19 protein-coding genes are annotated in these 24,693 nt (G+C 42.9%); 9 read left to right on the plus strand and 10 right to left on the minus strand.

Annotated elements, in window-relative coordinates; all coding sequences use genetic code 11:
* Positions 1-11: 11 nt before the first annotated feature.
* Positions 12-2,204 carry a GumC family protein gene (locus AC3A14_RS08720; RefSeq protein ID WP_487778971.1) on the plus strand — a complete coding sequence of 731 codons (2,193 nt, stop codon included), beginning with the start codon at positions 12-14 and terminating at the stop codon, positions 2,202-2,204.
* A gap of 126 nt (positions 2,205-2,330) precedes the next feature.
* On the opposite strand, the gene AC3A14_RS08725 is transcribed toward AC3A14_RS08720, so the two are convergent.
* From AC3A14_RS08725 to AC3A14_RS08740, 4 genes are all read right to left on the minus strand, one after another.
* Entirely contained in the window at positions 2,331-3,158 is an 828-nt protein-coding gene (locus tag AC3A14_RS08725; protein ID WP_487778972.1) for a DUF4114 domain-containing protein, read from the minus strand.
* A 232-nt stretch (positions 3,159-3,390) separates the two neighbouring features.
* Entirely contained in the window at positions 3,391-4,377 is a 987-nt protein-coding gene (locus tag AC3A14_RS08730; RefSeq protein WP_413039070.1) for a glycosyltransferase family 2 protein, read from the minus strand.
* A 77-nt stretch (positions 4,378-4,454) separates the two neighbouring features.
* Positions 4,455-5,399 carry a UPF0104 family protein gene (locus AC3A14_RS08735; RefSeq protein ID WP_487778973.1) on the minus strand — a complete coding sequence of 315 codons (945 nt, stop codon included), beginning with the start codon at positions 5,397-5,399 and terminating at the stop codon, positions 4,455-4,457.
* A gap of 34 nt (positions 5,400-5,433) precedes the next feature.
* On the minus strand, positions 5,434-6,384 hold the full coding sequence (locus AC3A14_RS08740; protein ID WP_487778974.1) for a glycosyltransferase family protein: 951 nt from the start codon (positions 6,382-6,384) through the stop codon (positions 5,434-5,436).
* Positions 6,385-6,536: 152 nt separating this feature from the next.
* Here AC3A14_RS08740 and AC3A14_RS08745 point away from each other — a divergent pair, with 152 nt between their 5' ends.
* The 4 genes from AC3A14_RS08745 to AC3A14_RS08760 are packed head-to-tail and all read left to right on the plus strand — an operon-like array spanning position 6,537 to position 10,536.
* Positions 6,537-7,424, plus strand: a complete 888-nt coding sequence (locus AC3A14_RS08745; protein WP_487778975.1) for a glycosyltransferase family 2 protein — start codon at positions 6,537-6,539, stop codon at positions 7,422-7,424.
* 40 nt (positions 7,425-7,464) lie between these two features.
* Positions 7,465-8,619: a glycosyltransferase family 4 protein gene (locus AC3A14_RS08750; RefSeq protein WP_487778976.1), complete on the plus strand. Its 1,155-nt coding sequence runs from the start codon at positions 7,465-7,467 to the stop codon at positions 8,617-8,619.
* Positions 8,620-8,652: 33 nt separating this feature from the next.
* The gene (locus AC3A14_RS08755) at positions 8,653-9,729 is read left to right on the plus strand and encodes an NAD-dependent epimerase/dehydratase family protein (protein WP_487778977.1); all 1,077 of its coding nucleotides are present in this window, start codon (positions 8,653-8,655) and stop codon (positions 9,727-9,729) included.
* Positions 9,730-10,536, plus strand: a complete 807-nt coding sequence (locus AC3A14_RS08760; protein WP_318699247.1) for a WecB/TagA/CpsF family glycosyltransferase — start codon at positions 9,730-9,732, stop codon at positions 10,534-10,536.
* Here AC3A14_RS08760 and AC3A14_RS08765 read toward each other — a convergent pair whose 3' ends face one another.
* From AC3A14_RS08765 to holA, 3 genes are all read right to left on the minus strand, one after another.
* On the minus strand, positions 10,537-12,030 hold the full coding sequence (locus tag AC3A14_RS08765; RefSeq protein ID WP_318732792.1) for a sugar transferase: 1,494 nt from the start codon (positions 12,028-12,030) through the stop codon (positions 10,537-10,539). It abuts the gene before it with no gap.
* 325 nt (positions 12,031-12,355) lie between these two features.
* Positions 12,356-12,865 carry a DUF4168 domain-containing protein gene (locus tag AC3A14_RS08770; RefSeq protein ID WP_318699249.1) on the minus strand — a complete coding sequence of 170 codons (510 nt, stop codon included), beginning with the start codon at positions 12,863-12,865 and terminating at the stop codon, positions 12,356-12,358.
* Between the two features lie 152 nt (positions 12,866-13,017).
* Positions 13,018-14,001 carry a DNA polymerase III subunit delta gene (holA, locus tag AC3A14_RS08775; RefSeq protein ID WP_318732793.1) on the minus strand — a complete coding sequence of 328 codons (984 nt, stop codon included), beginning with the start codon at positions 13,999-14,001 and terminating at the stop codon, positions 13,018-13,020.
* Positions 14,002-14,012: 11 nt separating this feature from the next.
* Here holA and AC3A14_RS08780 point away from each other — a divergent pair, with 11 nt between their 5' ends.
* From AC3A14_RS08780 to AC3A14_RS08790, 3 genes are all read left to right on the plus strand, one after another.
* The gene (locus AC3A14_RS08780; RefSeq protein WP_487778978.1) at positions 14,013-15,134 is read left to right on the plus strand and encodes a TRAP transporter substrate-binding protein; all 1,122 of its coding nucleotides are present in this window, start codon (positions 14,013-14,015) and stop codon (positions 15,132-15,134) included.
* Between the two features lie 225 nt (positions 15,135-15,359).
* Positions 15,360-17,441, plus strand: a complete 2,082-nt coding sequence (locus AC3A14_RS08785; protein WP_318732795.1) for an ATP-binding protein — start codon at positions 15,360-15,362, stop codon at positions 17,439-17,441.
* Positions 17,442-17,490: 49 nt separating this feature from the next.
* Positions 17,491-19,950, plus strand: coding sequence for an ATP-dependent helicase (locus AC3A14_RS08790; RefSeq protein WP_318732796.1), 2,460 nt, complete (start codon positions 17,491-17,493; stop codon positions 19,948-19,950).
* A gap of 30 nt (positions 19,951-19,980) precedes the next feature.
* On the opposite strand, the gene AC3A14_RS08795 is transcribed toward AC3A14_RS08790, so the two are convergent.
* Both AC3A14_RS08795 and AC3A14_RS08800 read right to left on the minus strand, forming a co-directional pair.
* Positions 19,981-20,580 (minus strand): RloB family protein, encoded by a 600-nt coding sequence (locus AC3A14_RS08795; protein WP_318732797.1) that lies wholly within the window; start codon positions 20,578-20,580, stop codon positions 19,981-19,983.
* On the minus strand, positions 20,573-21,880 hold the full coding sequence (locus AC3A14_RS08800) for an AAA family ATPase (RefSeq protein WP_318732798.1): 1,308 nt from the start codon (positions 21,878-21,880) through the stop codon (positions 20,573-20,575). The genes AC3A14_RS08795 and AC3A14_RS08800 overlap by 8 nt, the downstream gene beginning before the upstream one ends.
* A 188-nt stretch (positions 21,881-22,068) precedes the next feature.
* Here AC3A14_RS08800 and AC3A14_RS08805 point away from each other — a divergent pair, with 188 nt between their 5' ends.
* Positions 22,069-22,512, plus strand: a complete 444-nt coding sequence (locus tag AC3A14_RS08805; RefSeq protein ID WP_318732799.1) for a heavy metal-responsive transcriptional regulator — start codon at positions 22,069-22,071, stop codon at positions 22,510-22,512.
* A gap of 37 nt (positions 22,513-22,549) precedes the next feature.
* On the opposite strand, the gene AC3A14_RS08810 is transcribed toward AC3A14_RS08805, so the two are convergent.
* Positions 22,550-24,693 (minus strand): hypothetical protein (locus AC3A14_RS08810; protein ID WP_487778979.1); only part of this gene is annotated, 2,144 nt, incomplete at its 5' end.

The raw sequence follows: 24,693 nt of genomic DNA on the forward strand, positions 1-24,693 counted from the left end.
AGCCACTCTCTATGAACCTCACTGAATCATCAGATTATTCCCCCAATTCCTTCAATCCAGACCTGAAAGTCTTGAACACTAATGTCAATGATAAAGAAGAGTCCGGCTTTGATTTTAACTGGGTTCTATCAGTATTTACCCGTCGCTTTCCAATCATGGGCATGGTTTTTGCTGGGATGACTGCTGTAATGGGAACTTTGATTATTCAACAGTCTCGCGAGGTCATTCCCATTTATGAAGGCTCATTTCGTTTGCTTGTCGAACCTGTGACCGCAGAATCTAGAGTTGCTCAACTCTCTCTACTGTCTCAAGATCTAGAAGATATCACTAAACAAGGCCGATTAGATATTAGTCTTGTCGATTATGAAAGTTTAATCCGCGTGCTGACGAGTCCGAAGCTGATTACTCCTCTATTAGAACAAATCAATACCAAGTATCCTAACATGACCTATGGTGGGTTAATGAGTAATCTATCGACGACACGGGTAACCTACGAAAAAGATGCGAAAACAGAAGGCACGTCCCTAGTTCGAGTTGGCTATCTTAGCTCAGATATAGAGAAAATTGAGTTTGTTCTGGATATTCTTTCTCAAGGGTATACCGATTACAGTATTGAAGAACGGATGGCCAATACTCAAGAAGGTATAAACTTTATTGAATCTCAGCTTCCCGAACAAGTGACTAGAGTAAAAATATTAGAAGATCGGATTCAATCCCTCAGAGAAGACTACGATCTAATCGATCCACCATCCCAGGGACTACAAATGGCGATCGCTCAACGAGATATTACAGCCGAACGGATCAGAATAGAAGCCCAATTGAATCAACAACAAGTGATCGCTAAAGGAATCAAAGACCAATTTGACCAAGGAAATTATTTTTATTTGCTCAATACTAGCAACTCCGGGAGTATCTATTTAACCTTACTTAAGAATCTTCAACAACTCGATGCTGATATTGCTGCGGCGGCAAGCCGACTCAATGAGAATAGTATCCCCATACTTATCCTAAAAGAACAGCGCGAAGCATTAATGCAGCAAGTTCGCAAAGAAGCAGAAGCCCTGATGATAGATGCACAAAATGAAGTTCAAGGTTTGCAAGATAAGTTAGAGACTCTCATCAAGGGAGAACAAATGATTGAAGAAAAAATAAATATTTGGCCATCGGCGACACGACAATACGATAGACTCCAACGAGAACTAACCTTCGCTATCGATCACTACAAAGAGCTATTAGCCAAACTTGAAACCCTGAAAATTGATGAAGCTCAAATTCAAAGTCCTTGGCAAATTATCGATCCGCCCAAAATTATGACTGACTTCAATGGAGAGCCAGTTTCCAGAGCAGAAAGCGACACTAAGAAAAAATTAGCTCTATTGGTCGTTGTCAGTACCCTATTAAGTATTGGGGTTGGTTTTTTAGTCGAAATTTCTATTCCCGTCTTGCATACTCCTGAAGAAATCAAGTCATCCTTTCCTCTGAAGCTATTGGGATCTATTCCATTAGCCACTACTTTACAACACAAAGAACGGTCTCTGTTGAAAATTCCATCCCTAAAGCGATCTCTATCGGTAGAACTTCCGCCACGGGTGATCCAACCAGAGTATAGCGCTCCCTTCATTGAATCCTTTCGATCGCTCTACAGTAATATTGCCCTGATGGCCAAAAGTCAACCCATCCGATCCCTAGTGGTCACATCCGCGAGTTCTAACGATGGAAAATCAACAGTTGCCCTTAATCTTGCCCATACCGCTGCCTCTATGGGGCAACGGGTGCTCTTAGTTGATGCTAACTTACGATCTCCAAAACTACATAACCTGCTGGGTTTAGACAATAGACGAGGACTTAGCGATATCATTACTGACTATTTAAGTCTCAATGAGGTGATTCAAACTTCACCCACTCAAGAAAATTTACTGTTCCTCAGCGCTGGTCATCTCTCTCCTGACCCTATTCGATTATTATCTTCCCAGAAAATGCCCTACTTAATGGGGCAGCTCAATGGCTTTTTTGACTTAGTTATCTATGACACGCCTCCTTTAGTTGGGTTGGCAGATGCTCATCTGATTGGGAGTCACGCGGATGGCATGTTGTTAGTGGTTCGCCTTAAAAATACGAATCGAGCTGTTATCCAAAAAGCATTAGAAGAGTCTAATATTTCCGGTAGCTCTATCCTGGGTGTTGTGGCTAATATGGCTAAATAAACCAAAAACATTCTCTAATACTGTTTAGTAGAGAATGTTTGGGTATTTTGAGAATGTATCTATAAATTAAGGCTTTTAGGGGAGAAGTAACCTCCTCAATACTACCCCAAGACTAGAAATAAGAGACTAGGATGAACGGCGACGGAGGTTGAATAAACCGGTAAGACCAAGAGCCATCAATCCCAAGGTAGAAGCTGGCTCAGGTACGGCAGCCATGTGTTTTGCGTTACCTTCACCAATATCTACAACGAAGAACACATCATTGTAGTCCATATCGCCACCCCGGAGAATATCTTCCCATCCCATCAGGATATAGCGGTCGTCGAGGACATAAGAAACAACATGCTGTAAATCATCGGGGTTTTCTTCTTTACGAGTGCTGAAAGTATAGTCATTATCCCAAACGTGATTAGTAAAATCAACTTTTTCGCCACTTGCTCTAGTCACCGTTTGATGGCAGTTGGTATTTTGTGGATTATCTAAGCAGTAGCCATCAGCTCTCAGGGCAAAATCGAGTTGGCTTCCAGCCTGAATAGTTCCAAGGCTGACCCAATCTCCTAATAGTAGAGCGCCATCATCTTCCCGGACACGACTTTCAGTGGAGGAGATATCGCCGAAAACTAGACCCTCTCTGTTGGTTGTGCCGGTGGCTTCATAAGATAACTGATTTCTGTATCTTGCCCCTTCATTGATGAAGTGTACTTTGACTTCATGGTCATATTTGAGGAAAAGGCTATCAGGGTCAAACTCATACAGATTGGCGTTATCTAGTTTGACTCTTTCTTCTTGAAAGTATTGTTGAAACTGTTGATGGAACTCAGGGGTTTCTGTATCGTGATGAATCGTGGGCGCTGGGCCGCTGAAAGTGAATGCTGAAGCGGAGGGGGTTAGAGAAAAGAGTCCTGCAACTGTGGTTGCTGCTCCGAGGGCGATCGCCTTAACTGTGCTGTTCATGTCTGCTCTCTTGTCCTAGAACGATTTTGTCTATATCCCCAATCTACGGCTTGGCAGAGGTTTTGACATTGGAAAATCTACTAAATTATTTCTTGAATATTCGGCGAAGCGGAGAAAATACGGAGGTAATATTTCAGGAGATTCCCGGAGCTAACTTTATGAAGATAGGGTAAAGCTCCTGTGGTATCAAAACTGCTAAGAGTCTTCTTCTGTTGACCTAGATAGCCAGAAGTTAGGATTGGCCAACAATCGCCCGCACTCTATAGATGGGGCGGTCTTGAGATTCATGGTAGACTCGCATCAGTAATTCTCCCAGGAGTCCAAAACAGAAGAGCTGTATCCCAGTCAGTAGGAGGACTACTCCTAGAATCAGCAGAGGACGATTACCAATATCTGCACCAAAACCCAACTTCAGAATCGTGAGGTAGATGCCCAACCCAAACCCCAGAAGCATGGACAGCAAGCCCATAGAGCCAAAAATATGCATGGGCCGGGTGAGGAATTTCTTCATAAACCAAACTGTGAGCAAATCCATCAAGACTCGGAAGGTGCGGCCCAGGCCATATTTACTTTTGCCATACTGCCGAGAATAATGATGCACTGGGATTTCAGTAATTCTGGCTCCTTCAATAAAGGCTAGAGCGGGTAAAAAGCGGTGCAGTTCCCCATAGAGGTTCATATCAGCCACCAGTTCAGCACGATAGGCTTTGAGGGAACAGCCATAGTCATGGAGCTTTACTCCGGTGACTGTGCCAATGATCCAATTGGCAATTTTTGAGGGGAGAAGCCGCGTGATGGCATGATCTTGGCGATTTTTGCGCCAACCACTGACCAGATCGTAGCCCTGTTCAAGGGTTTCCAAGAGTAAGGGAATATCAGCAGGGTCATTTTGCAGGTCAGCATCAAGGGTAATGACAATATTGCCTTGGGCATATTTGAAACCAGCAGCCATAGCTGGGGTTTGGCCATAATTGCGACGTAAGATTAGGCCTTTGAGATGGGGAGTATTTTGGGCCAATTCAGTTAAGAGTTCTGTGGAACCATCGGTTGAACCATCGTCAACACAGATTAGTTCGTAGGTATGTTGGGTGGAGATCAGACTTTTGGCGATCGCCTCTACCAGTAAAGGTAAACTTTCGACTTCGTTATAAATTGGAACAACTATGGAAATATCTGGTTTAGGGACATCAAGGAGTTCAGTAGATTGGCAGGCATTCATCGATTCAGCGATCTTAGGACAGTTTAAGGACAATAGCACTAAAATGATCTTAATAGCGATCGCCTCAAGTGCTTCATTCAATCGACTTTGAGAAAGTCACCAGAATTGAAGGCTTGATAAAGCCAGGCGAGTAGAGCGCCGATCGCCTCGGATAATACACTAATTACCCGATATAAAGCGACTCCACTAAGGATAATCGCTGATGGATAGACTCCATCCAAGAGGGCGATCGCTGTGGCTTCAAAAACGCCCAGACCTCCGGGTGCGCCAGGAATCACTAAACCGAGCAACCAGGCACAACTAAACGCACTTAAGAGTTGGGGCACTTGAGCCATTTCTATGGTTGATAGGGCTGCCAGGGCAAATAAAAACCCTAGGCCTCGAATCAATAGAAATCCCATTTCACCCAATAAGGGTTTTAAGGGATAACGTTTTAACTGCGCTGAGGTTTGATCCTGAGCTGCCAGGCCTCCTTTAGCTTTCTTTTTAGAAAGAAAAGTCAGCATAGGATTCAATATCCGAGGATGAACGCCTATCAAGACGATAACTAAAGTTACCCCTTGCAGTAGTCCTCGAGTTTGGAGACTCGTACCTGCGGCTAGAATCAAAGCGGATGCTGCCATCAGTAGGGGTTCCATTAGGGTGCTGAGGATGGCGATCACCTGCGGAACATCAATACTTTGAGCGGCTCGAATGCGACCATAGAAATGCCAGACATTACCCGGCAAATATTTACCAATATTAGTAATTAAGTAGGTTTGAATACTCCAAAGCGCTTTAACTCGTTGGTTAAACTCGGCTAAAATCCATCCCCAGATCCAGCCCGACCAAATATGAGCGGCGATCGTTATCAGAAGGGCGATCGCCAAACTTATCCATCCCCACCCACTGATACGGATCGCCAGCACTTCCTGCCAATGGTCTTTGAATGCTTTCACTAGGAAAAACAATGCTACTCCCACAATCAACCATCGTAGGTAAGGTTTTAAGATTGAGAGGAGACGCTGCACCCAAATTTTCATAAATTCTCTGAATCTTACTGGTAGGAAATAAGCATCAAACCGAGATCCACTTTTTTAGCTTTCTCCTAATCTTTTTGTTATATTTTAGAACCAGACTGTACTGATCTTCTAAAAATAGCCATGCCTTCGCTTGAGTACCAGAAACACCATATTCTAAATTGGCAAACTGCTCCCGAAAGAACGTCATGGGATCTGAATAGGTTTTTGAAGTGAATAACCAAGGTTTAGGACCCGCCCAATGGATCACATAAGCATCGTCATTTTGCACGACTGGTCCAGTTTTAGCGATTGGGAATCTACTTTTCATTTCTTCAACACTAAAATCCTGACCGAGCAGTTGCATATCCACTTGATTTAACCGTAATTTTCCTTCATCTGCACCCTGAAAAATCATCAAATTCAAGAAACTCATTTCACCACCAAAGGAAAACACATCGGGATATTCTTCCACAAAATCTAACATTTCTGTATATTGCTCTAAGGAAAACACATTCCGTCGAGCAAAATAAGTTCCGGTACAAAAGTAGTCGGATCGATGTTTCTGCCAGTCAAAGGTAGGGAAGTGCTGTTCTAAATTCTTAACATGGAAAAAGTATTGGTCGATTGCATCATCAGAGTAAGTATAATTTGGCTTATCTATGATCAGATCAAAATCATCGAAGTTCCCATACTTAAGGACATCTCCCCAAATCAGGGTATCTGAATCGAGAAATAGGAACTTCTCCCAAGGACTTTCCCAGAAGGCAATCATTTTAGTGATTCCCCAACCAAAGCTACGTTTTCTCAGCACATCAGACTGTACGGTTTTGGGGGTAATTGTTTGAATACCGTAGGCACTTTTGAGGGAGTCTACCGAAAAATCGCCATCAATGATTAAGCAGATGGGAACATCTCCTAAAAAATGGCGAATAGAGGCGCAACATCCTTTAACTAAATAATAATCCTGATCGCAGCAGGCAATAATAATCCCAAAATCATCGATCATCGAATTCACTCCCAAATTGTACAAATCTTAGGGTTGGCTTGAGGATGACTGGAGATAGAAAAAGCAAGAGCCAGAAAAAGTGATCGCCGTTTGTTTAGAGCCTATGATATCATCAAATCTACAACAATAGCAACAGTAATGGTCAATTAGTTATGAGTAATCAAACCATTGCAGCCCTTCTCAGTTGCCATAATCGTAAAGCAAAAACCTTAGAGAGTTTACAAAACTTATTACATCAAGATCTACCACCTGGATTTTCTCTAGAGGTCTATTTGGTTGATGATGGAAGTACGGATGGCACTTCAGAGGCGATCGCTGCGACTTATCCGCAAGTGAAGATCTTTAAAGGAAATGGTAGCCTATTTTGGAATGGAGGGATGCGACTGGCCTTTACCGAAGCGATGAAAGACAAGCCCGATTATTATCTCTGGCTCAATGATGATACCGTACTATATCCCTCAGCGCTAGAAACCCTATTGACCACTCATCAACAATTAGCAGCTCAACAGCAAGAAAAGGCAATCGTTACTGGTTCTACTCAAGACCCTGAAAGCCAAGAGTGGACCTATGGAGGTTATCGACAACTAGGCTGGTTTTATCCTCCCTTCAAATGCAAAAAAGTCGTTCCTCAATCAGAGCCACAACCATGCGATTTAATGTGTGGTAACTTTGTCCTCATTCCAAGAAGTGTAGTTGAGGCAGTCGGTAATCTCGATCCTCACTTAACCCATTATGCTGGAGACTGGGATTATGGCTTACGGGCGAAACAAAAGGGGTGTAGCATCTGGGTAGCTCCTGGATACCAAGGAACTTGTGCTCGCAACCCCAAACCGGCTCCTGGAAGCATTCCCACCTGGGAACAAGGATTAAAAAATATTAATCGACCCAAAGGATTGGCTCTAGAGAGTGTTACACTACAGCCCTGGGAAGAATGGAAACTGTTAATGAAACGCCATGGGGGAATTCTGTGGCCGATTTACTCAGTTCTACCCTATCGCAGATTCTTATTGTCTTCTGTTTTTAAATTGAGCAAAAAATAATTGATTAGGACTGCTTTGAGCAATACAAGCAATCGTGTAAATGCTTAAAATTAGGGCTATTATGAGTCAAAGAGTTGCTTTTCTTACCCACTTTATCGCCCCCTACCGGCTACCCCTGTATCAGTCTCTTGCCGCCCAGTTACAGGACTTAAAAATTTTTGTTTCTACTCCCATGGAACCCAATCGTCCTTGGCAGTCAAATTGGGGAGATCTAACGGTTCAAGTGCAACGAAAATTTACGTTGATTCGCACTTGGAATCACCCCCAAGGGTTCGCAGAAACTTTATATGTTCATGTCCCCTATGATACGTTTTGGGTGCTGGGAAGCTACCAGCCAAATATTGTCATTTCCCACGAGCTGGGAATGCGAACGCTGCAAGCAGCTCTGTATTGCAAATGGAGAAAAAAAACCAAGTTTATTATCTGGGCTAAATGTTCTGAGTCTACTGAACAAGGCCGGGGTAAACTGCGGGAAATGTTGCGCCGTTGGCTGATCCCTCAAGCAGATGGTATTGTAGTAAATGGTGATAGTGGAGCCAGATATATTCGCCGATTTGGTATTCCTTTAGAAAAAATTTTTCGAGCTTTTCAATCTACAGATACTTCTAATTTTTCGGGTGTTCGACTGGAAAAAAGCCAGAAAGAAGCCTATCGACTTTTATTTGTAGGTCAGTTAATTGAACGTAAAAATATGCAACGGTTTCTGGGAGAATTGATAAAATGGACAGAAAATCATCCAGAGCGATCGCTGGAATTTTGGTTAGTCGGAGATGGTAGTGAGCGATCACCTCTAGAAACCCAACCCGTACCCGAAAACCTACATCTCAAATTCTTCGGTAACATAGCTTATGACCAACTTCCAGAGCTTTATGCCCAAGCCGGTATGTTTGTTTTTCCTACCTTAGCTGATGAATGGGGGCAAGTGGTAAATGAAGCCATGGCCTCTGGACTTCCCATTCTAGGGAGTTTGGGATCTCAAGCCGTCGAAGAATTATGTACAGAAGGAAAAACGGGTTGGGTATTTCAACCGGATCGCCCCTCAGAAATCTATCAGGCCATCGACCGAGCACTCTCTACTTCCCCAGAAACTTTAGAGCAGATGCGAATACAATCTCGAAAAAGAATTGAGAGTATGACTCCAGAATTTGTGGCCTCAAAATTTGTAGAAGCCATAAACTCAGTCATGGCCAAATAAACCCATTACATAGATTCGCTCTAGGAGTAACTTATGAGTATCGCAATTATTACAGGTTCTGCCGGTTTAATCGGCTCCGAAGCCTCTAAATTCTTTGCCCAGAAAGGCTTAGAAATTGTCGGTATTGACAATGATATGCGCCGGATCTTCTTTGGAGATGATGCCTCCACCACTTGGAACCGCCAGAGATTAGAGAGTTCTTTAGGGAAGCAATACAAACATTTAGATTTAGATATTCGCGACCAAGAGGCGATCGCTAAACTCTTCCAAGACTACAGTAAAGATATTGCCCTCATTGTCCATACCGCCGCCCAACCCTCCCACGACTGGGCTGCTCGCGACCCCCACATGGACTTTACCGTAAACGCGAACGGAACCCTCAACTTACTCCAAGCTACCCGCGACTTTGCGCCCCAAGCACCCTTTATCTTCACTTCTACCAACAAAGTCTACGGCGATACTCCCAACCGTCTGCCTCTCATCGAACAAGAAACCCGATGGGAAATTGACCCCGAACATACCTATCACACTGGTATTCGGGAAGATATGTCCATTGACCAAACTACCCATAGTTTATTTGGTGCGTCTAAAGTCGCAGCCGATGTGTTGGTGCAAGAATATGGTCGCTATTTTCAGATTCCTACAGCCTGTTTTCGGGGCGGATGTCTCACTGGACCTAACCATTCCGGAACCCAACTGCACGGGTTTCTAGCATATTTGATGAAATGTACAGTTACTGGCAAACCCTATACCGTCTTTGGCTATAAGGGTAAGCAAGTTCGGGATAATATCCATAGTGCAGACTTAATTAACGCCTTTGATGCCTTCTTCCACGCGCCACGGGTTGCCGAAGTTTACAATACCGGTGGCGGGCGCTATAGCAACTGTTCCATGCTCGAAGCGATTAAAATTTGTCAGGAAATTACGGGCAAAGCGTTAAATTGGACGTATTCTGAAACCAACCGCATTGGCGACCATATTTGGTGGATTAGTGATAATGCTAAATTTGCCCACCATTATCCCAATTGGAAACACCAGTATGATGTCCCTCAAATCTTGCGGGAAATTTACGAGTTTAATCAAGAGCGCTGGGAAAAGGAGACTATCTAAATGATTGATGCCGGAAAGCGGAATATTTTGGGCGTTCTCATCAATAGTATTGATTATGAGGGAGCCGTTACTCGAATTATCCAAGCCGCAAAAGAAAAACAAGGACTATCAGTGTCTGCCCTAGCTGTTCACGGAGTGATGACGGGAGTTCTCGATAACACCCACCGCTTCCGGCTCAATCATATGGATTTAATTTGTCCTGATGGGCAACCCGTGCGTTGGGCGCTGAATTTTGTTCATAAAGCGGGATTATCCGACCGAGTATATGGTCCGAATTTAACCTTGAGGGTATGCGAGCGAGCCGCTCAGGAGGGGCTACCCATTTACCTGTACGGGTCGCGGCAAGAAGTTTTAGGTGCTTTTTCTCGGAATTTGTGCGATCGCTATCCTCAGCTCAAAATCGCTGGCTCTCAGCCATCTCGCTTCCGGCAAACGACTACAGAAGAAAAACAGGCAATTGCCCAAACCATAAAAGATAGTGGAGCTGCCATTACCTTAGTCGGTTTAGGATGCCCCCGCCAAGAAGTGTGGGCTTATGAATACCGTGATAGCCTTTCCATGCCCCTTTTAGCCGTAGGTGCAGCGTTTGATTTCCATGCAGGACTCTTACCCCAAGCCCCACCCTCTTTACAAGCTGTAGGTTTAGAATGGTTTTATCGCCTTATTCAAGAACCCAAACGACTCTGGAGACGTTATGTGTTCCTGAATCCCTATTATGTTTGGCTATTAAGTTTACAAATTTTGGGCTTGCGTAAATTCGATCCAGAGAGTACAACACCTCCAGAACAAGAATTACGGTATGGTTAATTAATATGCTCCCCTGCGCCCTAAAACCACTTGTACCGTTTTCAATAAAATTTCAAAATCAAGAGCTAACGACCAATTATTGATATAAGACATATCCAACTTAAAGGCATCTTCAAAGTTTGTGATATCTGACCGCCCTGAAACTTGCCAAAGTCCAGTGATTCCAGGTAGAACGTTGTGGCGCATAAAGTGGTGTTCGGCAAATCCTTCAATATCACGCAGGGGGAGAGGACGGGGGCCTACCAAACTCATTTCTCCAATTAAAACATTAACAATTTGTGGTAGTTCATCTAAGCTATAGCGCCGTAAAAATTTACCTACTCTGGTGATTCGGGGGTCATCTTTCATTTTGAATAAAACGCCACCTTTAATTTCATTTTTGGCTTCCAGTTCCTTCATCAAATCATCGGCATTAACCACCATAGTGCGGTATTTCCAGACTTTAAAATGTCTCCCTTTAAGACCCATACGAGTTTGCTTAAAAAAGATTGGGCCAGGGGAGTCCAGTTTAATAGCGATCGCTAGAGCAATAAACAGAGGGCTACCTAAGAGTAAAATCAGCGAAGATATGACTAAATCAAATGCCCGCTTTAACCAAAAATCACTGCCCAATAAACCTGGAGGCTGAAATTGAATACTGGGCATTCCTCCAATCATTTCAATTTTGGGATTGTGATGGGGAACTTCTAGACCAATCGGCACAATTCTTAGCGCAATACCCGCATTTTTCAAACTCCAGTAAAGGGGCATAATATTACCCACTACATTCCATGAACAGAAAAACACTTCTCCAACATCAAGAGATTGAATTTCTTCCAGAACATGAGACCACTGATTGGTCGTTTTCTGTAGAGATAGATCCAGTTGCCCAGCGATAGCAAACTCTCTGTTGCTATCTAATTTCAAGGCAATTTTGGCAATCAGGGTATCTTTGGGATTTCCAATCAGAAAAATGCGCCGAGGGACTCGACCATGGCGACGCAGATTGGTAATGGTAGCTTCAGCAATTAACCGTCCTATACCGACATATAAAATCACGAATAACCAGGAGAGAAAAAACATTGACCGGGAAATAATCAGACCCGGTTGATAGATAAAAGCAATAACAATTAAAACGCCTTGAGCGAAGGTAATACTTCTAAGTAAATTGCTAAATTGGCGACGATTGCGGCGATCGCCATATAATCCTCCTGTTGCGATCATCCCTAGGGTAATCCATAAAATCGGAAACAAAAATCCAGGTTGCTCTGGAGTATAGGCTAATAAGTGAAAAGAGGGAACATGCTTTAACCAATCAACCCGTTCAACAATAACCTTAGCCGTCTTCCAAGCCAAGGCAATCATCACTGTATCTAAGCACAGAAAGGCTAGAATTCTCAGCCAAGCAACGATTAGTCCTCGTCGCAGGCCCACAATGGTGGGAACCCGCAAATCAACATGATTATGGGGTGATTTATGGGTTTTGTAAGGGGTTTGGGGCAGATTATCTGACATAATTTAACCTTTGCTGCCGCGATCGCAGGTAGAATCTTGAATTTCAACCCTGATCGGATCTCTTCCCAGGCTAGAAATAGGGTTACAGTAGATTGGCACTACACCTTGATACTCTCTGAGACTTCAGATGGTCTTCCAGCCTGAAATGGTGCTTACTTCTGATGATATCCGGAAGTGGGTTAATTTTAGCATTCTCCCCATGGGTTGTCCAAAGGTTAAGTATCCCCTGCCCATAATTTGGGTTTTATGTCTATTTTTTATTTACCTCGAAGATAATCTCTGGAAGGCGATCTTGATCCGATCAGAGATCGCCTATTTCAATCTCTTAACGGCAGATCTGTAATTCTGAATATCGGTTATTTTGACACAATTGTTGAAACGACTGAGTAATTTGAGGATACTGCTGGGGATTTTGACCATACATCACCCTCATTTTATGAAACTCTTCTGGAGATAAATTATGCTGTTGTAAAACAGTTTGTGACTGACTACAAAAGCTTTGTAAATGACTAATAATATCTTGAGAAATCCCCGTTGTATTACTTACAGTCCCTGCCTCTAAATTACAATCAAAAATGGGTTTATTTCCTATGGGAACCAATCCTTGAGTATTTTGCAGAGTCGTTTCCCGAGCCAATTCAATCTCCAAAACCGATTGGACAAAATTGGCCATTTGTACAGGAGAATTAAATTGAGCTTGTGCAGTGCTTGCTCCCGCTAACGATCCACATAAAGATAATACACTCGCAATTAACGTCCGGCCGATCCATGGGCAATCCAAACAGAATCCACCAGAAGAGCGCAGTTGAACTTGAAAATTAAATGAATGATTCATGATGGCACGTTAAAGACACAAGACGATCAACTCTTTTGAATTCTTTTAGGAAGATGAAGTTCCATATCTATCTCAGATTGTCGGCTCTACTCGCTTGGCAGTGGTTCCTGGTCAGAGCTAATCGGTAATGGGAGATAATTTCCAATTGTACGTCAATATTTCCGATATAGCTGACAGATTTGGATAATGTGAGTCTGGAGAATTTCCCGTTCAGCTCTTCCTTGCTTGAGTCCCCACTCTAGGGAAAGCAAGAGAGGTAGAGTCTGCTGTAATGAGGTACAAGGGAGCGATCGCACCTGTTGTTTGAGAAAATACACCCGTTTAGGATTAGCCACCTCAGCAGCTTGGGCAATTTGGCGATCGTCACGTTCTCCGCTCTCAATCATCAATTTAACCCATAACCACGTGCGAAACTGACCCACCAGAGTAGCAACAATCCTTAAAGCCGGTTCATTCCTGTGCAATAAACCCTCAATCAAAGTTAAACTCCGGTCTACCTGGCCTTTAGCGATCGCCTGCGCCAATTCTAAACTCGTTTGCGTATTGGAGACCACCAACCGCTCCACATCCTCGTCATTCAAAACCTCACCATCTGGATGATATAACACCAACTTCTGCAACTCATTCACCAACCGACGAGTATCATTACCTACAGACTGACTCAAAACTTCCGCTCCTCGTTTGGTTAATTTCACCCCCTGTTGACTTGCCATTTCCTCAACCCGTTGCAAGAGTAAATCAGTTTTCCAAGGCGGAATTAAAGAAAATTCCCGGAATTCAGCATACTTTTGCATCAGTTTCGTCACTTTCAACCGTTGATCGAGTCTTCCGGCTACCGTTAGTAATAGCACTGATGAGGTTAACAGAACCGGTAAAGTCCGCTCTAACTCAGCCAATAGACTGCCAGATGCCTGCTGAAATAGACCTGTATTCACCAACCAAACCAACCGATTTCCAGAACCAAATGGAGGAGTCATCGCTTCATTTAAAGCTTCCATAACACTCCCCGGCTGATCCGGTAAGACCTCAGTATAATTAAACGAAATCCAATTGGGATCGAGGAGGCGATCGCGTAACTGCTTAACCCCCTGCTGCATAGCAAACTCATCATCTCCCCAATACACATAAATTGGCATTAACCTAAACCATGAAACGTCGAAACCTACTCCATAAAATTGCCCTAGGCGCAGCCAGCACCTATAGTATCACCGCCTGTCAATCCCCGAACCCTCCTCAACCTAACCCCGAACCTACTCCCAGCCAACCCCTCATTCGCTGGCGCATGGCCACCAGTTGGCCCAAATCCCTAGATATCATCTTTGGAGCCGCAGAAATCCTTTGTCGCCGCGTCGAACAAATGACCGAAGGCCGCTTCACGATTACCCCCTATCCTGCCAATGAAATTATTTCTCCCCTACAAATTCTCGATGGTGTAATTGCAGGAACCGTAGAATGTGGCCATAGCAATCTTCTCTATCTCTTTGACCGCAATCCGGCCCTCGGACTCCTTTCGGGTGTCCCCTTTGGCATGAACACTCAACAGCATAATGCCTGGTTTTATTATGGGGGAGGACTAGAGGCCATGGAAAAAATTTATCAAGATTTTGGAGTGAATGTGTTTCCCGCTGGTAACACTGGGCTACAAATGGGAGGATGGTTTAGTCACCAGATTAATACCATTAATGACCTCAAGGGCCTAAAAATGCGAATTCCTGGCCTGGGCGGTAAAATACTGGAACGACTCGGCTGTGAAGTCCAAGTTTTGCCTGGGGAGCAAATTTTTCCAGCATTGGAGCAAGGTACAATAGATGCTGCTGAGTGGATTGGGCCCTATGATGATGAAAAACTTGGACTCAACCGCATTGCTCCTTATTATTATTATCCAGGTTGGTGGGAACCCTCATCTGTACTGATTGCCTTAGTCAATCGAAAGCAATGGGATCAGCTTCCCAAAACATACCAAGAAATTTTTCGTTCTGCTGCTCTTGAAGCTTATTTCTTAACCATCAGTCGATATGATGCCGCTAATGGAGAAGCCTTAGAACGAATGGTCTTAAGTGGTACAGAGTTGCGTCCCTACAGCCAAGACATTTTAGAAAATGCCTACCAAGTGGCCTTAGAACTCTATGAAGAGTATGCCTCAGAAAGTGATGACTTTGCTAGAATCTATCAACAAGGGAAACAATTTCAATCTCGTATTTATAAATGGTATCCAATTAATGACCTAACTTATTCTAATTTTATCTCTGGAATTTCCCCAATTAATTAACTATTTATACATTTATTTTCCCGTGAAAACCCTGAATCCTGGGGCTGTTTCTGTGTAATAAAATACATCTTCGCCTCCCTTCAATCGATCATGTTGAATCCAATTGTCCGATCTTTCAATTCATCAATATCCAATATCCTAAAGATTACAAAAAACAGGAAGATTACCATTAAAAACAAGCTGAACTTAGCTTTTGGTAGTTTGATTGGAGTTACTTTTTTAATTATGGGAGTTAATTATTGGAGTAGCGTCCAAGCCACTTTGAATATTAATCGCACTGAGGAATTGCGAATGCCGATCGCTCTATCGTCTTCAGAAGCACAAAGTAATTTGCTAAAAATGCTCTCTAATGTACGCGGTTATTTGGTAACTGGAGATACTGTATTTCGACAACAATATCAGGAATCTCGACATGCTTTTGAAGAAAATCTTTATGAAATGGAGCAGCTATTTCAACGGTGGAATGTGCCGATACAACTAGAACAGTTGAAAAACTTGCGCCGATTTTATGAAATTTGGTCAGAGTTGCCTCCTTACCTCTTTGACTTAAAAGATGATCGCCTCAAGAGTGAGCCAGGGTTTCGTCTTTGGGAACAAGAAGGAGAACTATTAGCGATTCATATTTTAGCCAATATTGATCAAATAAGCCAAGAGCAAAATCCAAGATTTTCATCCGATCTTGAGTTATTCCAAGAGACGATTAGTTTTAAAATTTTATTTTCCTTATTGGTAGCTGATATCAGGAATTACATTAGTACACGACAGGATGAATATCGTTTCGATTATACAGCACATTATCGGAAGAGTAAAGCCAGCCTAGAAAATCTTCAATCTAGGTCATATTTATTGAGTCAAAGTCAACAAGAATCTTTGAATGATATTATTGAAGGTTTTACTGGAATAGAAGTTATTATAGAAAATACTGTTGAAATTATAGAGAGCGATCGCTATCGAGAAGATCTGTATATATATCAAAGCAAAGCTGAACCGATCGCCAAAGAAATGCTGATTATATTAAATTATATTGTCGAGACCCAAAAACAACAATTTAGATCCGAATTAACATCCGGTGTGTCTAACTTAAATTCTGCTCAATTACAAACCCTAATAGGTTCCCTCTTGATCCTAATTTTAGGGCTTATTATGACGCTAATATTGCAGCGTAAAATCTCCGATCCTATCCAGAGATTAACAGAAGTGACCAATTCAGTAATATCGGGAAATCTTGAGGTCAAAGCTTCAGTGGAGTCTGGGGATGAAATTGGGATTTTAGCCCAGACATTTAATGAGATGACGGATTCTCTTAAGCTTTCTCTGGACACATTAGAAATGTATAATAAAAACCTAGAGTCACTGGTAGAAGAAAGGACTGAAGAACTCCGTGTAAAAAACACAGAGCTGCAATTAACCTTGCATAACTTGAAGCAAACTCAATCTCATCTAATTCAAGCGGAAAAAATGTCAAGCCTGGGACAAATGGTGGCTGGAATTGCCCATGAAATCAACAATCCCATTAGTTTTATTCAATGTAATCTTTCTCCCTTGATTACCTATTGTCAAGATTTACTTGATTTAGTGCAATCTTATCGAGATTTTTATCCAGATGATATGAATATATCCAAAAAGATAGAGGAGATTGATTTAGAATATATTGAGGAAGATTTGCCTAAGCTAGTTGAATCTATGGAGATGGGTGCCAATCGAATTCATGACATTGTCTTATCTTTAAAGAATTTTTCGAGAATCGATCAAGCCAACTTAAAAGAAACGGATATTCATGAAGGTGTTGAAAGCACGTTGTTGATTTTACAACATCGTTTAAAATCGGCTAGTAATCAAGGAAGAATAATTCAGATTAACAAAGAATATGGTGATTTACCTTTGGTGGAATGTTACCCAGGGGAACTCAATCAAGTCCTTATGAATATTTTAGCTAATGGCATAGATGTTTTAGAGTCTAGGGTGGAAGGAGAAAATGGGAATGCAGACTTGGAGGATGGAGTCTTAACGATTCATACTGAATATCAGGAAGAAACGGACAGGATATCCATTCAAATTCAGGATAATGGCCCAGGGATAGATGCCGAAACTGCAAAGAAAATTTTCGATCCGTTTTTCACAACTAAACCGGTGGGTGAAGGCACTGGTTTAGGACTATCGATTAGTTATAAAATTATTACAGAACATCATCAAGGGATGTTAAAATGTTATTCAGAACTAGGTCAAGGCGCTAGGTTTGAAATTGAAATTCCAGCTCATCAAAGCTGGACATCACTCCCCCATGAAGATCAGAGATTGAGTGCATGAAGCCTAGCTGAAAAGGGCGATAGAGAATAGAGGATTAAGATTTAAATTTATGGTTAGTTTTCTCTCAAGAACAACCCCTGAACAGCCGATTTCCGATCGCTTGCAAACCGGATTAAACTCGATCCGCAACCAGTTACGAGACGGGCAAAGACAGATGGCGGACTGGGAAGGGGGAGAGTTGGCGGTTTCGGCTGTACCGGGATCGGGGAAGTCTACGGGGATGGCGGGTGCAGCGGCGATCGCCATTGCCCAAAATCGTCTCCATATTCATCATCAACTGGTGGTAGTGACGTTTACTCGTTCGGCTGCGGCGAGTCTGAAGGGCAAAATTCGCCGCCATCTGCAAACCCTGGGTTTACCGTCCACGGGTTTTGTGGTGCATACGCTCCATGGGTTAGCCCTACAAATTGCAACGCGCCATCCAGAGTTGTCCACCTTGAGTTTAGATGCACTCACACTGATTTCTCCCAACCGATCGCACCAACTGCTGCGCCAAAGTGTCGAACACTGGGCTAATAGCCACCCCAGACTGTACAAAAGACTCTTGGAGGGCAACCAGTCGGACGGAGAAGAAACGGAACGGTTGCGCCGTCAAGGCGTGCTGCGTACTGAAGTTTTACCCCACTTAGGTTATACGGCGATCCACGAAGCTAAAAGCTCTGGTTTATTGCCCTCCGATCTATTTGAACTGGCACAAATTCAGGAGAGTCAAACGTCTGGAGAGCATTACCCGATTTTACGCATTGCGGCGGGACTCTACGAAACCTATCAACAGCAACTGCGATCGCGCTCTTTAATCGATTATGATGACATGATTCTCGGAGCCTTACGAGTTCTCGAAGATGTGGGCGCAAGACGGTTATGGCAAAATCAAGTCTTTGCCGTCTTTGAAGATGAAGCCCAAGACTCGAGTCCTCTACAGGCGAAATTGCTAGAAATTTTAGCCCAAAAGGAGCAGAGTTCCGTAGGGACAAGTTCAGTAGGGGCGGGTTCAGTAGGGGCGGGTTCAGTAGGGGCGGGTTTATCAAAATCTAGGCTTATAGACAAAAATTTAGATAAACCCGCCCCTACTGCTAGCGAAAGTGCCAATAAACCCACCATCAACCTGATCCGAGTGGGAGATCCCAACCAAGCCATTAACTCCACCTTTACCCCAGCCGACCCCATTTATTTTCGCCAATTTTGCGATCGCCTGCGAAACCAAAACCAACTGATCTCCCTTGACTGTGCCGGGCGCTCTAGTCCCATTATTCTCCAAGCAGCTAATTTTATGCTCCAATGGGTAAACCAGCATATTCAACAGCAAAATCAACCCGCCCCCTTACCCTTCAGCCTACAACGGATTCAACCCGTGCCTCCGGAAGACCCCCAACCGGACGCGAACCCAGCCCCTGAAGGCAAAGGTTTAGAACTCTATACTCCCCGTGATGTCTTCCAAAGTGTAGAATGGATCGGCGATCGCATTAAAACCCTATTTACCCAAGACCCCTATCGCAGTGCCGCCGTCCTAGTACGCACCAACGATCAAGGGCGATTTGTTGCCCATCAACTGCGGGAGAAATACGGAACCGAAATTAACCTATTTGAAGTCGCAGAAAGCGATCGCCACTCCCACGTTCCCGCCGAAATACTCAACCTACTTAACTTCCTCGAACGTCCCCATTCTCCCGACACTCTCAAAGCAGCTCTCACCGTCCTCGCCAACCGCCGCCTCATTCCGCCCCAAGACCTCAACGCCCTCGCCAGCTTACCCGAAGTCTTCCTCTACCCCGGTCCTCTCGACTCTCCTGGAAGCGAAACCAGCAAAAGTGCCCGGCGTTACTGTCGCGCCCTCCTGCGAGCCAGATTAGATCTCCCCCCTTACCAACTCATTCCCTTTCTCGGTCTTGCCCTACGCTATACGCAAAACGAACTCGCTACGGCTGATAAATTAGCAGAACGAGTCACCCAGCAAACCCTAGGTGACTCGTCCCTCTCGGCTCTGTTGAGAGTTCTAACTGAAATTGTGCAATCAGAACGATTTGAGCCAGTTCAAGTAGATACTGCCGATGATTCCCCTTATATGCGGCTAGGCCAGCTTACCATTATTACCATGCACAAAGCCAAGGGATTGGACTGGGATTATGTCTTTTTGCCCTTTTTACATAAAAATATGATTCCTGGGAGTTTCTGGACTCCTCCCCAAACCCGATTTCTAGGAGACTTTAGTTTAGCCGAAGTCGCTCGTGCCCAAATTCGCGCTTATTTACACGGCGATCCAATTCCAGAAGGAAATGAAGCTTGGGAAGAAGCGGAACAGTTAAAAACCGCTGAAGAATATCGCTTACTCTATGTAGCCATGACTCGCGCTAAACGCCTCTTATGGATGTCTGCTGCAAACAAAGCGCCGTTTACATGGAGTAAGTTCAATGTCAATCGCCAGATGACGCTTCAATCTCAACCCGTCTGTCCTATTTTTCCTGCCCTAAAGCGCCAATTTCCTGAATCTGGTGTTTCAATTAAACATTAAAATACAGCATTTCCTGACTCAACAGTATAATCAAATAAACTTATTGAGCGCTTTCACCAATTGATGTACAGTTGTTGATGGATTATCTTTAGCTGGATTTACAGGATCGTACTGTTCCAAAAGTTGTTCAGCCCGTTCAATCGCTTTCTTCTGTCTATCACGCAAAAGTTCATACATATTCTTATTGTTTTTTTCATATGCTTTACCCATATATGAAGATAGTTTAGAATCATATTTTTCTGGAGGTATCGCACTATCGCAATAATCAAAATGCAAGAGATACCATAATTCAAACTTTGGGTTAGAGTAGGCAATTTCAAAACCTTTATTTTTAGCGCTAGATAGGGCAGAATTAAAATCTTGTAATGTCCAAGAATCCCGATCGAATACACACCAAACTCGATCGTAATCCCCATCTTCATCATTTAATTGACTTGCATAATCAACCAATTGACTAAGATTTCGTCCCAAACCTTTTACTTTAACCACATCTTTAGGCACACGAAAGCTTCTAAAATAGTTAGGTTCTGTTTTTGTTCCTTCACAAACGATTAGAAATCTTTGTTTAAGTTTTCTGGTATCCTGTTTCCTCTCATATTTAGGGCTGCGGGACTTTCTTTTTTTAGTCATTAGAGTTCATGACATAACTTAGATCGCCAAGATAGGGGATTGCACCATATCTTCCTTTAATATAGTCACTTTCAAACCCAGCATCATTCCGGACTTTATATTCTGCCAGAGAATATAAATCCGTAGCTCCATATCTATTCTTTTCTGTAAACCAAATTTGGTCTCTGCGGAATTTTTTATAGCTCAACAAGTGAGTATCATGGGTGATAAATATAAGTTGAGCATTATTTGGGTTATTATCTTTTGAGTTAAACAGTTCAAAAATCCCCAAGCTAATCAGGGGGTGTAACCTAGCATCAAATTCATCAATAATCAACACTTGACTCTCCTTCAGAGCCATAATTAACCTTCCAGCTAGAGCAAATAACTTCTGTGTACCTTCAGATTCATGATGGTTCAAATTGAATTCTTCGATAGATGTAATATTGCCATTCTGATCAAAGATTGGGTGCTCAGTACCGACATAGACTCTTCGTTTTCCTTTCGCATTATCTGTTTCTATAATATCCTCTATAATACTTCTCAGTAGTAGCTGCTTTACACTTTTTTGTTCCTCATCTACTAAAATATCTCTGGGTTTTATTTTGATAGCATGTATCCCCAAGTCGAGTCTTTTAATCAATCCTTCAATATCATCACTCATTTCCTTATTTTCTAAGCAGCTTAATGTATATCTCATGTCCTCTGTGTCATTCAATCCAGAGACAAGGTTTATTTTTTTACTTAACCATTCTAGTATTTTTTCTGCCAAATCAACATTGAATTGAGAGCAAACAGAAAGATACAAGGCATTGGTTCGAGTTAACTTTTTTAGACTTTGTACTTGATATTTTTTAGATTGTTCTATTTTTTCTAAATCGCGAACAAACAGTTTTGTTTCTTTAACACTAGGAACATAATACAACCATTCAGATATTACTTTATCTTGAGTAACCTCAAAGCCATATCTGTATGTAGTTTTGTCCATAATGAAAACCAACTCAAACAATGATGGCTGTGTTTTCGTTTCCGTGCTGAGTCTAAACGGCTCTACCTTTATTTTTTCAGTACTCTGAGTTTCTTTTGATGAATTGATGATAAACCACTTCATAAAACCTAACGCTTTTACCAGATTACTTTTACCACTAGCGTTAGCTCCATATATTGCTGAACTCTTAAGCAGTTTTAGATTTTTATCGACACTAAAACTATTGTCTTCATTAATTGGTTTGTTTTTAGAGACGAGATTAGCCGCAACCATACTGAACGTGACAGGTTCTTTAAAAGATCTGTAGTTGCCAACACTAAACTCGATAAGCATGGGTGATTCTCGGTACTTCTATCAAAGATTGGAAAAAAAATCTCAAATCTTGTGTACTCACCATATTAGCCTATGAGTGACCTCCTCACCAAAGGAGCAAGGAAGTATAACGTTGCATCTTCTGGGTTTTACCCTATACTCTACGCTATAGCTAAGGCAAAAGGTAATGCCTGGAGGTTTGCTCAACAATGTTGTCATCCCAATCTGAACGCTTGTTGATTGGACAAGTGAAAGCCCAAAGCGGGGTTCCGATCAAGACAATTCGCTATTATGAACAGTTGGGATTGATTGCAGCAGTCGATCGCACAGAAGGCGGATTTCGCCTATTTTCGCCCCAGGTTCTATCTCGGTTGGCATTTATCCGGCGATCGCAGCATTTAGGCTTTAGTCTCCAAGAAATTAAGCAAATTTTACACATTCACGACCAAGGTGAACTTCCCTGCGAGCAAGTACGCCACAATATTAAGGTTAAAGTTACCGAGATTGATCGCCGCATTACCGAATTAAAACAGTTAAAACAAGAATTACTCGATTTAGTCCAAACCTCTCCCCAAGTCGATTCATCAGCAGCCCCCATTATTTGCCCCATTATCCAACAACCTCAAATCCCAGAGAAGAGATCTCCCAGATAAGAGGTGATACCTGTATCAGAACCCCCTATTCCCTATTTCAAGGTCGCTGAATATGGATTAAATTCGACATATTTTCAAACGTATCATCGTGGCTAATCACAAACAATTGCCGGAACGATTTGAGATTCCCAATTGCCTCCGCTAACTGTTGACGGCGCAAGCGATCCATGTTCGTCGTCGGTTCATCAAAAAAGGCAATATCCAAATCCGATAACGTCCGCAAAATAGCCAATCTCACCGCCAGAGCTGCACACATTTGCTCCCCTCCTGATAAGCTCTTAAAGTTGCGCTTATAGCCATCTTCTTGCACCACAATATCATAATCTTCGGTCCATTCCAGTGCTACATTTTGCCGATTCATCAGTTCCCGAAAAATTGAATCTGCTTCTTGGGAAATCTCGGCTAAATAGAATTTCGTAATCCGGGGTGAAGCTTGATTAAAGAAAAATCGAGCATCTTTAATAAATTGCCCGTTTCGTTTGGCTCTTTGCAATTCGACTACGGTTTGCTCTCGCTTCTTAGCAATTTCTCCTTTTTTCACTAAGGATTGACAAATTTCGGTTAATTCTTTGCGCTGGAATGAAAGAGTTGTTTCCAGTTGTGCCAAGCGATTATTCATGTTTTTTAGCTCTTGCTCGACTGGTTGGATTTCTGCTAAACTGTAGGTAGAATTAAGCCGATCCAGCTCAGTTTGTTGTTTCTGTTTAGCGATTTCCAGTTCTTCCAACTTTGCCCTAGTTTCCGCCAATTTCTGTTGTCGCTCTTCTAGGGTTTGCGCTTCTTTATGCGATTGAAGATAGAGCAAATAGCCAGCGGAATGCTCTTGTTTGAGCTGTTCTACTTGGGCGATCTCTGCTTCAAGGGTTTCAAAATTAGCCAGTTTCTCATTGAGTCCATCAATAGCGTGCTGAATCTCTCGTTTTTCCTCTGTCAATTTCTGCCATTGCTGTTCAAAATTGGGGGAACGAGCAAGTTGTTGTTCGAGAATATGACGTTGCGCTCTAGGGTTGGCAAGCTCTTGCAGGCGATCGCCAATTTCATGCGACTCTAAATTCAACGCTTCTTCTCCGTCAATTTTACCCTCTAAGGCGATTAAGCGCGATCGCAGTTCCTGCCCTTCCTGCTTCAATTCCTCTTCCTGTTTGCGCTTATCGGATAAATTTTTAACTTCCGCCCGACATTGATACGCCAGTTCCAATTGCGATCTTAACTGCTCGCATGTTGCCGTTAATTCCTGCTCGTTCACCTGTTGCTGTAAGTCAGCACTCATCTGATGAAGTCGCTCTAAACTCTGATCCTGGCAATGTTTCCCCGCATCAATCACGGTTTGCACGTCTGGATCTAGGGAGGGTAAAATGGGCTGAAGTTGCTGATAATACGATTGTTGTTGTTCCCCTAAATCGATTAACGTCTCAATTTCCTGAGCAAACTGCTCGGCAGCCGCCACCCTACTGAGTTGAGCTTGATACTTTTGCAACTGTCCCTCTAACTGCGGAATTTGAGCCACAGAAGGCTCTAAGGCTTCTAGGCGATCGCCTTCCTGTTTCACCTCATTTAACCGCTCTAAACACTTATATAACTGCTGCTCCGTGCCTTCCTGCTCCCGCCTCCAATCCCGTATCGCTTGCAGTTGAGTTTTCAGGTTTTCCCGTTTCTCTTCTAATCGACTTTGCTCTTCTACCGCAGCCACTAACTCTTCAATTTTCCGTTCGGCAACCTGACAACTCTCCCGTTGCATCTCCACTTTCGTTAACTGATGCTGGACTTTGTACAAATCTTGTCCTTGTTTCTCTTTTTCTCGCAACAGTTTCTGTTGCATTTTCTGCATTTTTACCCGTTCCTTTAACTGAGCTTCTGCTTGTTCATACGCATGATAACTGGCTTGATTTTCCTCACATTTTTGGGCACTCTCTTGGGCTTGCTGATAAGCTTTTTCTCGATGATAGCAATCTTGACCGATCCCTTGAAACTCCGCCTCTAACTGTTGGAGATTGCGGGTACAGTGTTCCACCTGTTGCTGATGTTGCTTAAACTCGCGTTCTTGTTGCTCTAGAGTTTTCAGTCGCTCAATAACCGTCTGTTTCTCTGAGTCCCCTTGCTCTAGCAACTCATTGATCTCTTGATGCCGATCTTGGAGTGTTTGCCAATCTTCCAATTGCAGATCGAATCGCTCTAAATGCT

This window comes from Roseofilum sp., assembly GCF_982964205.1.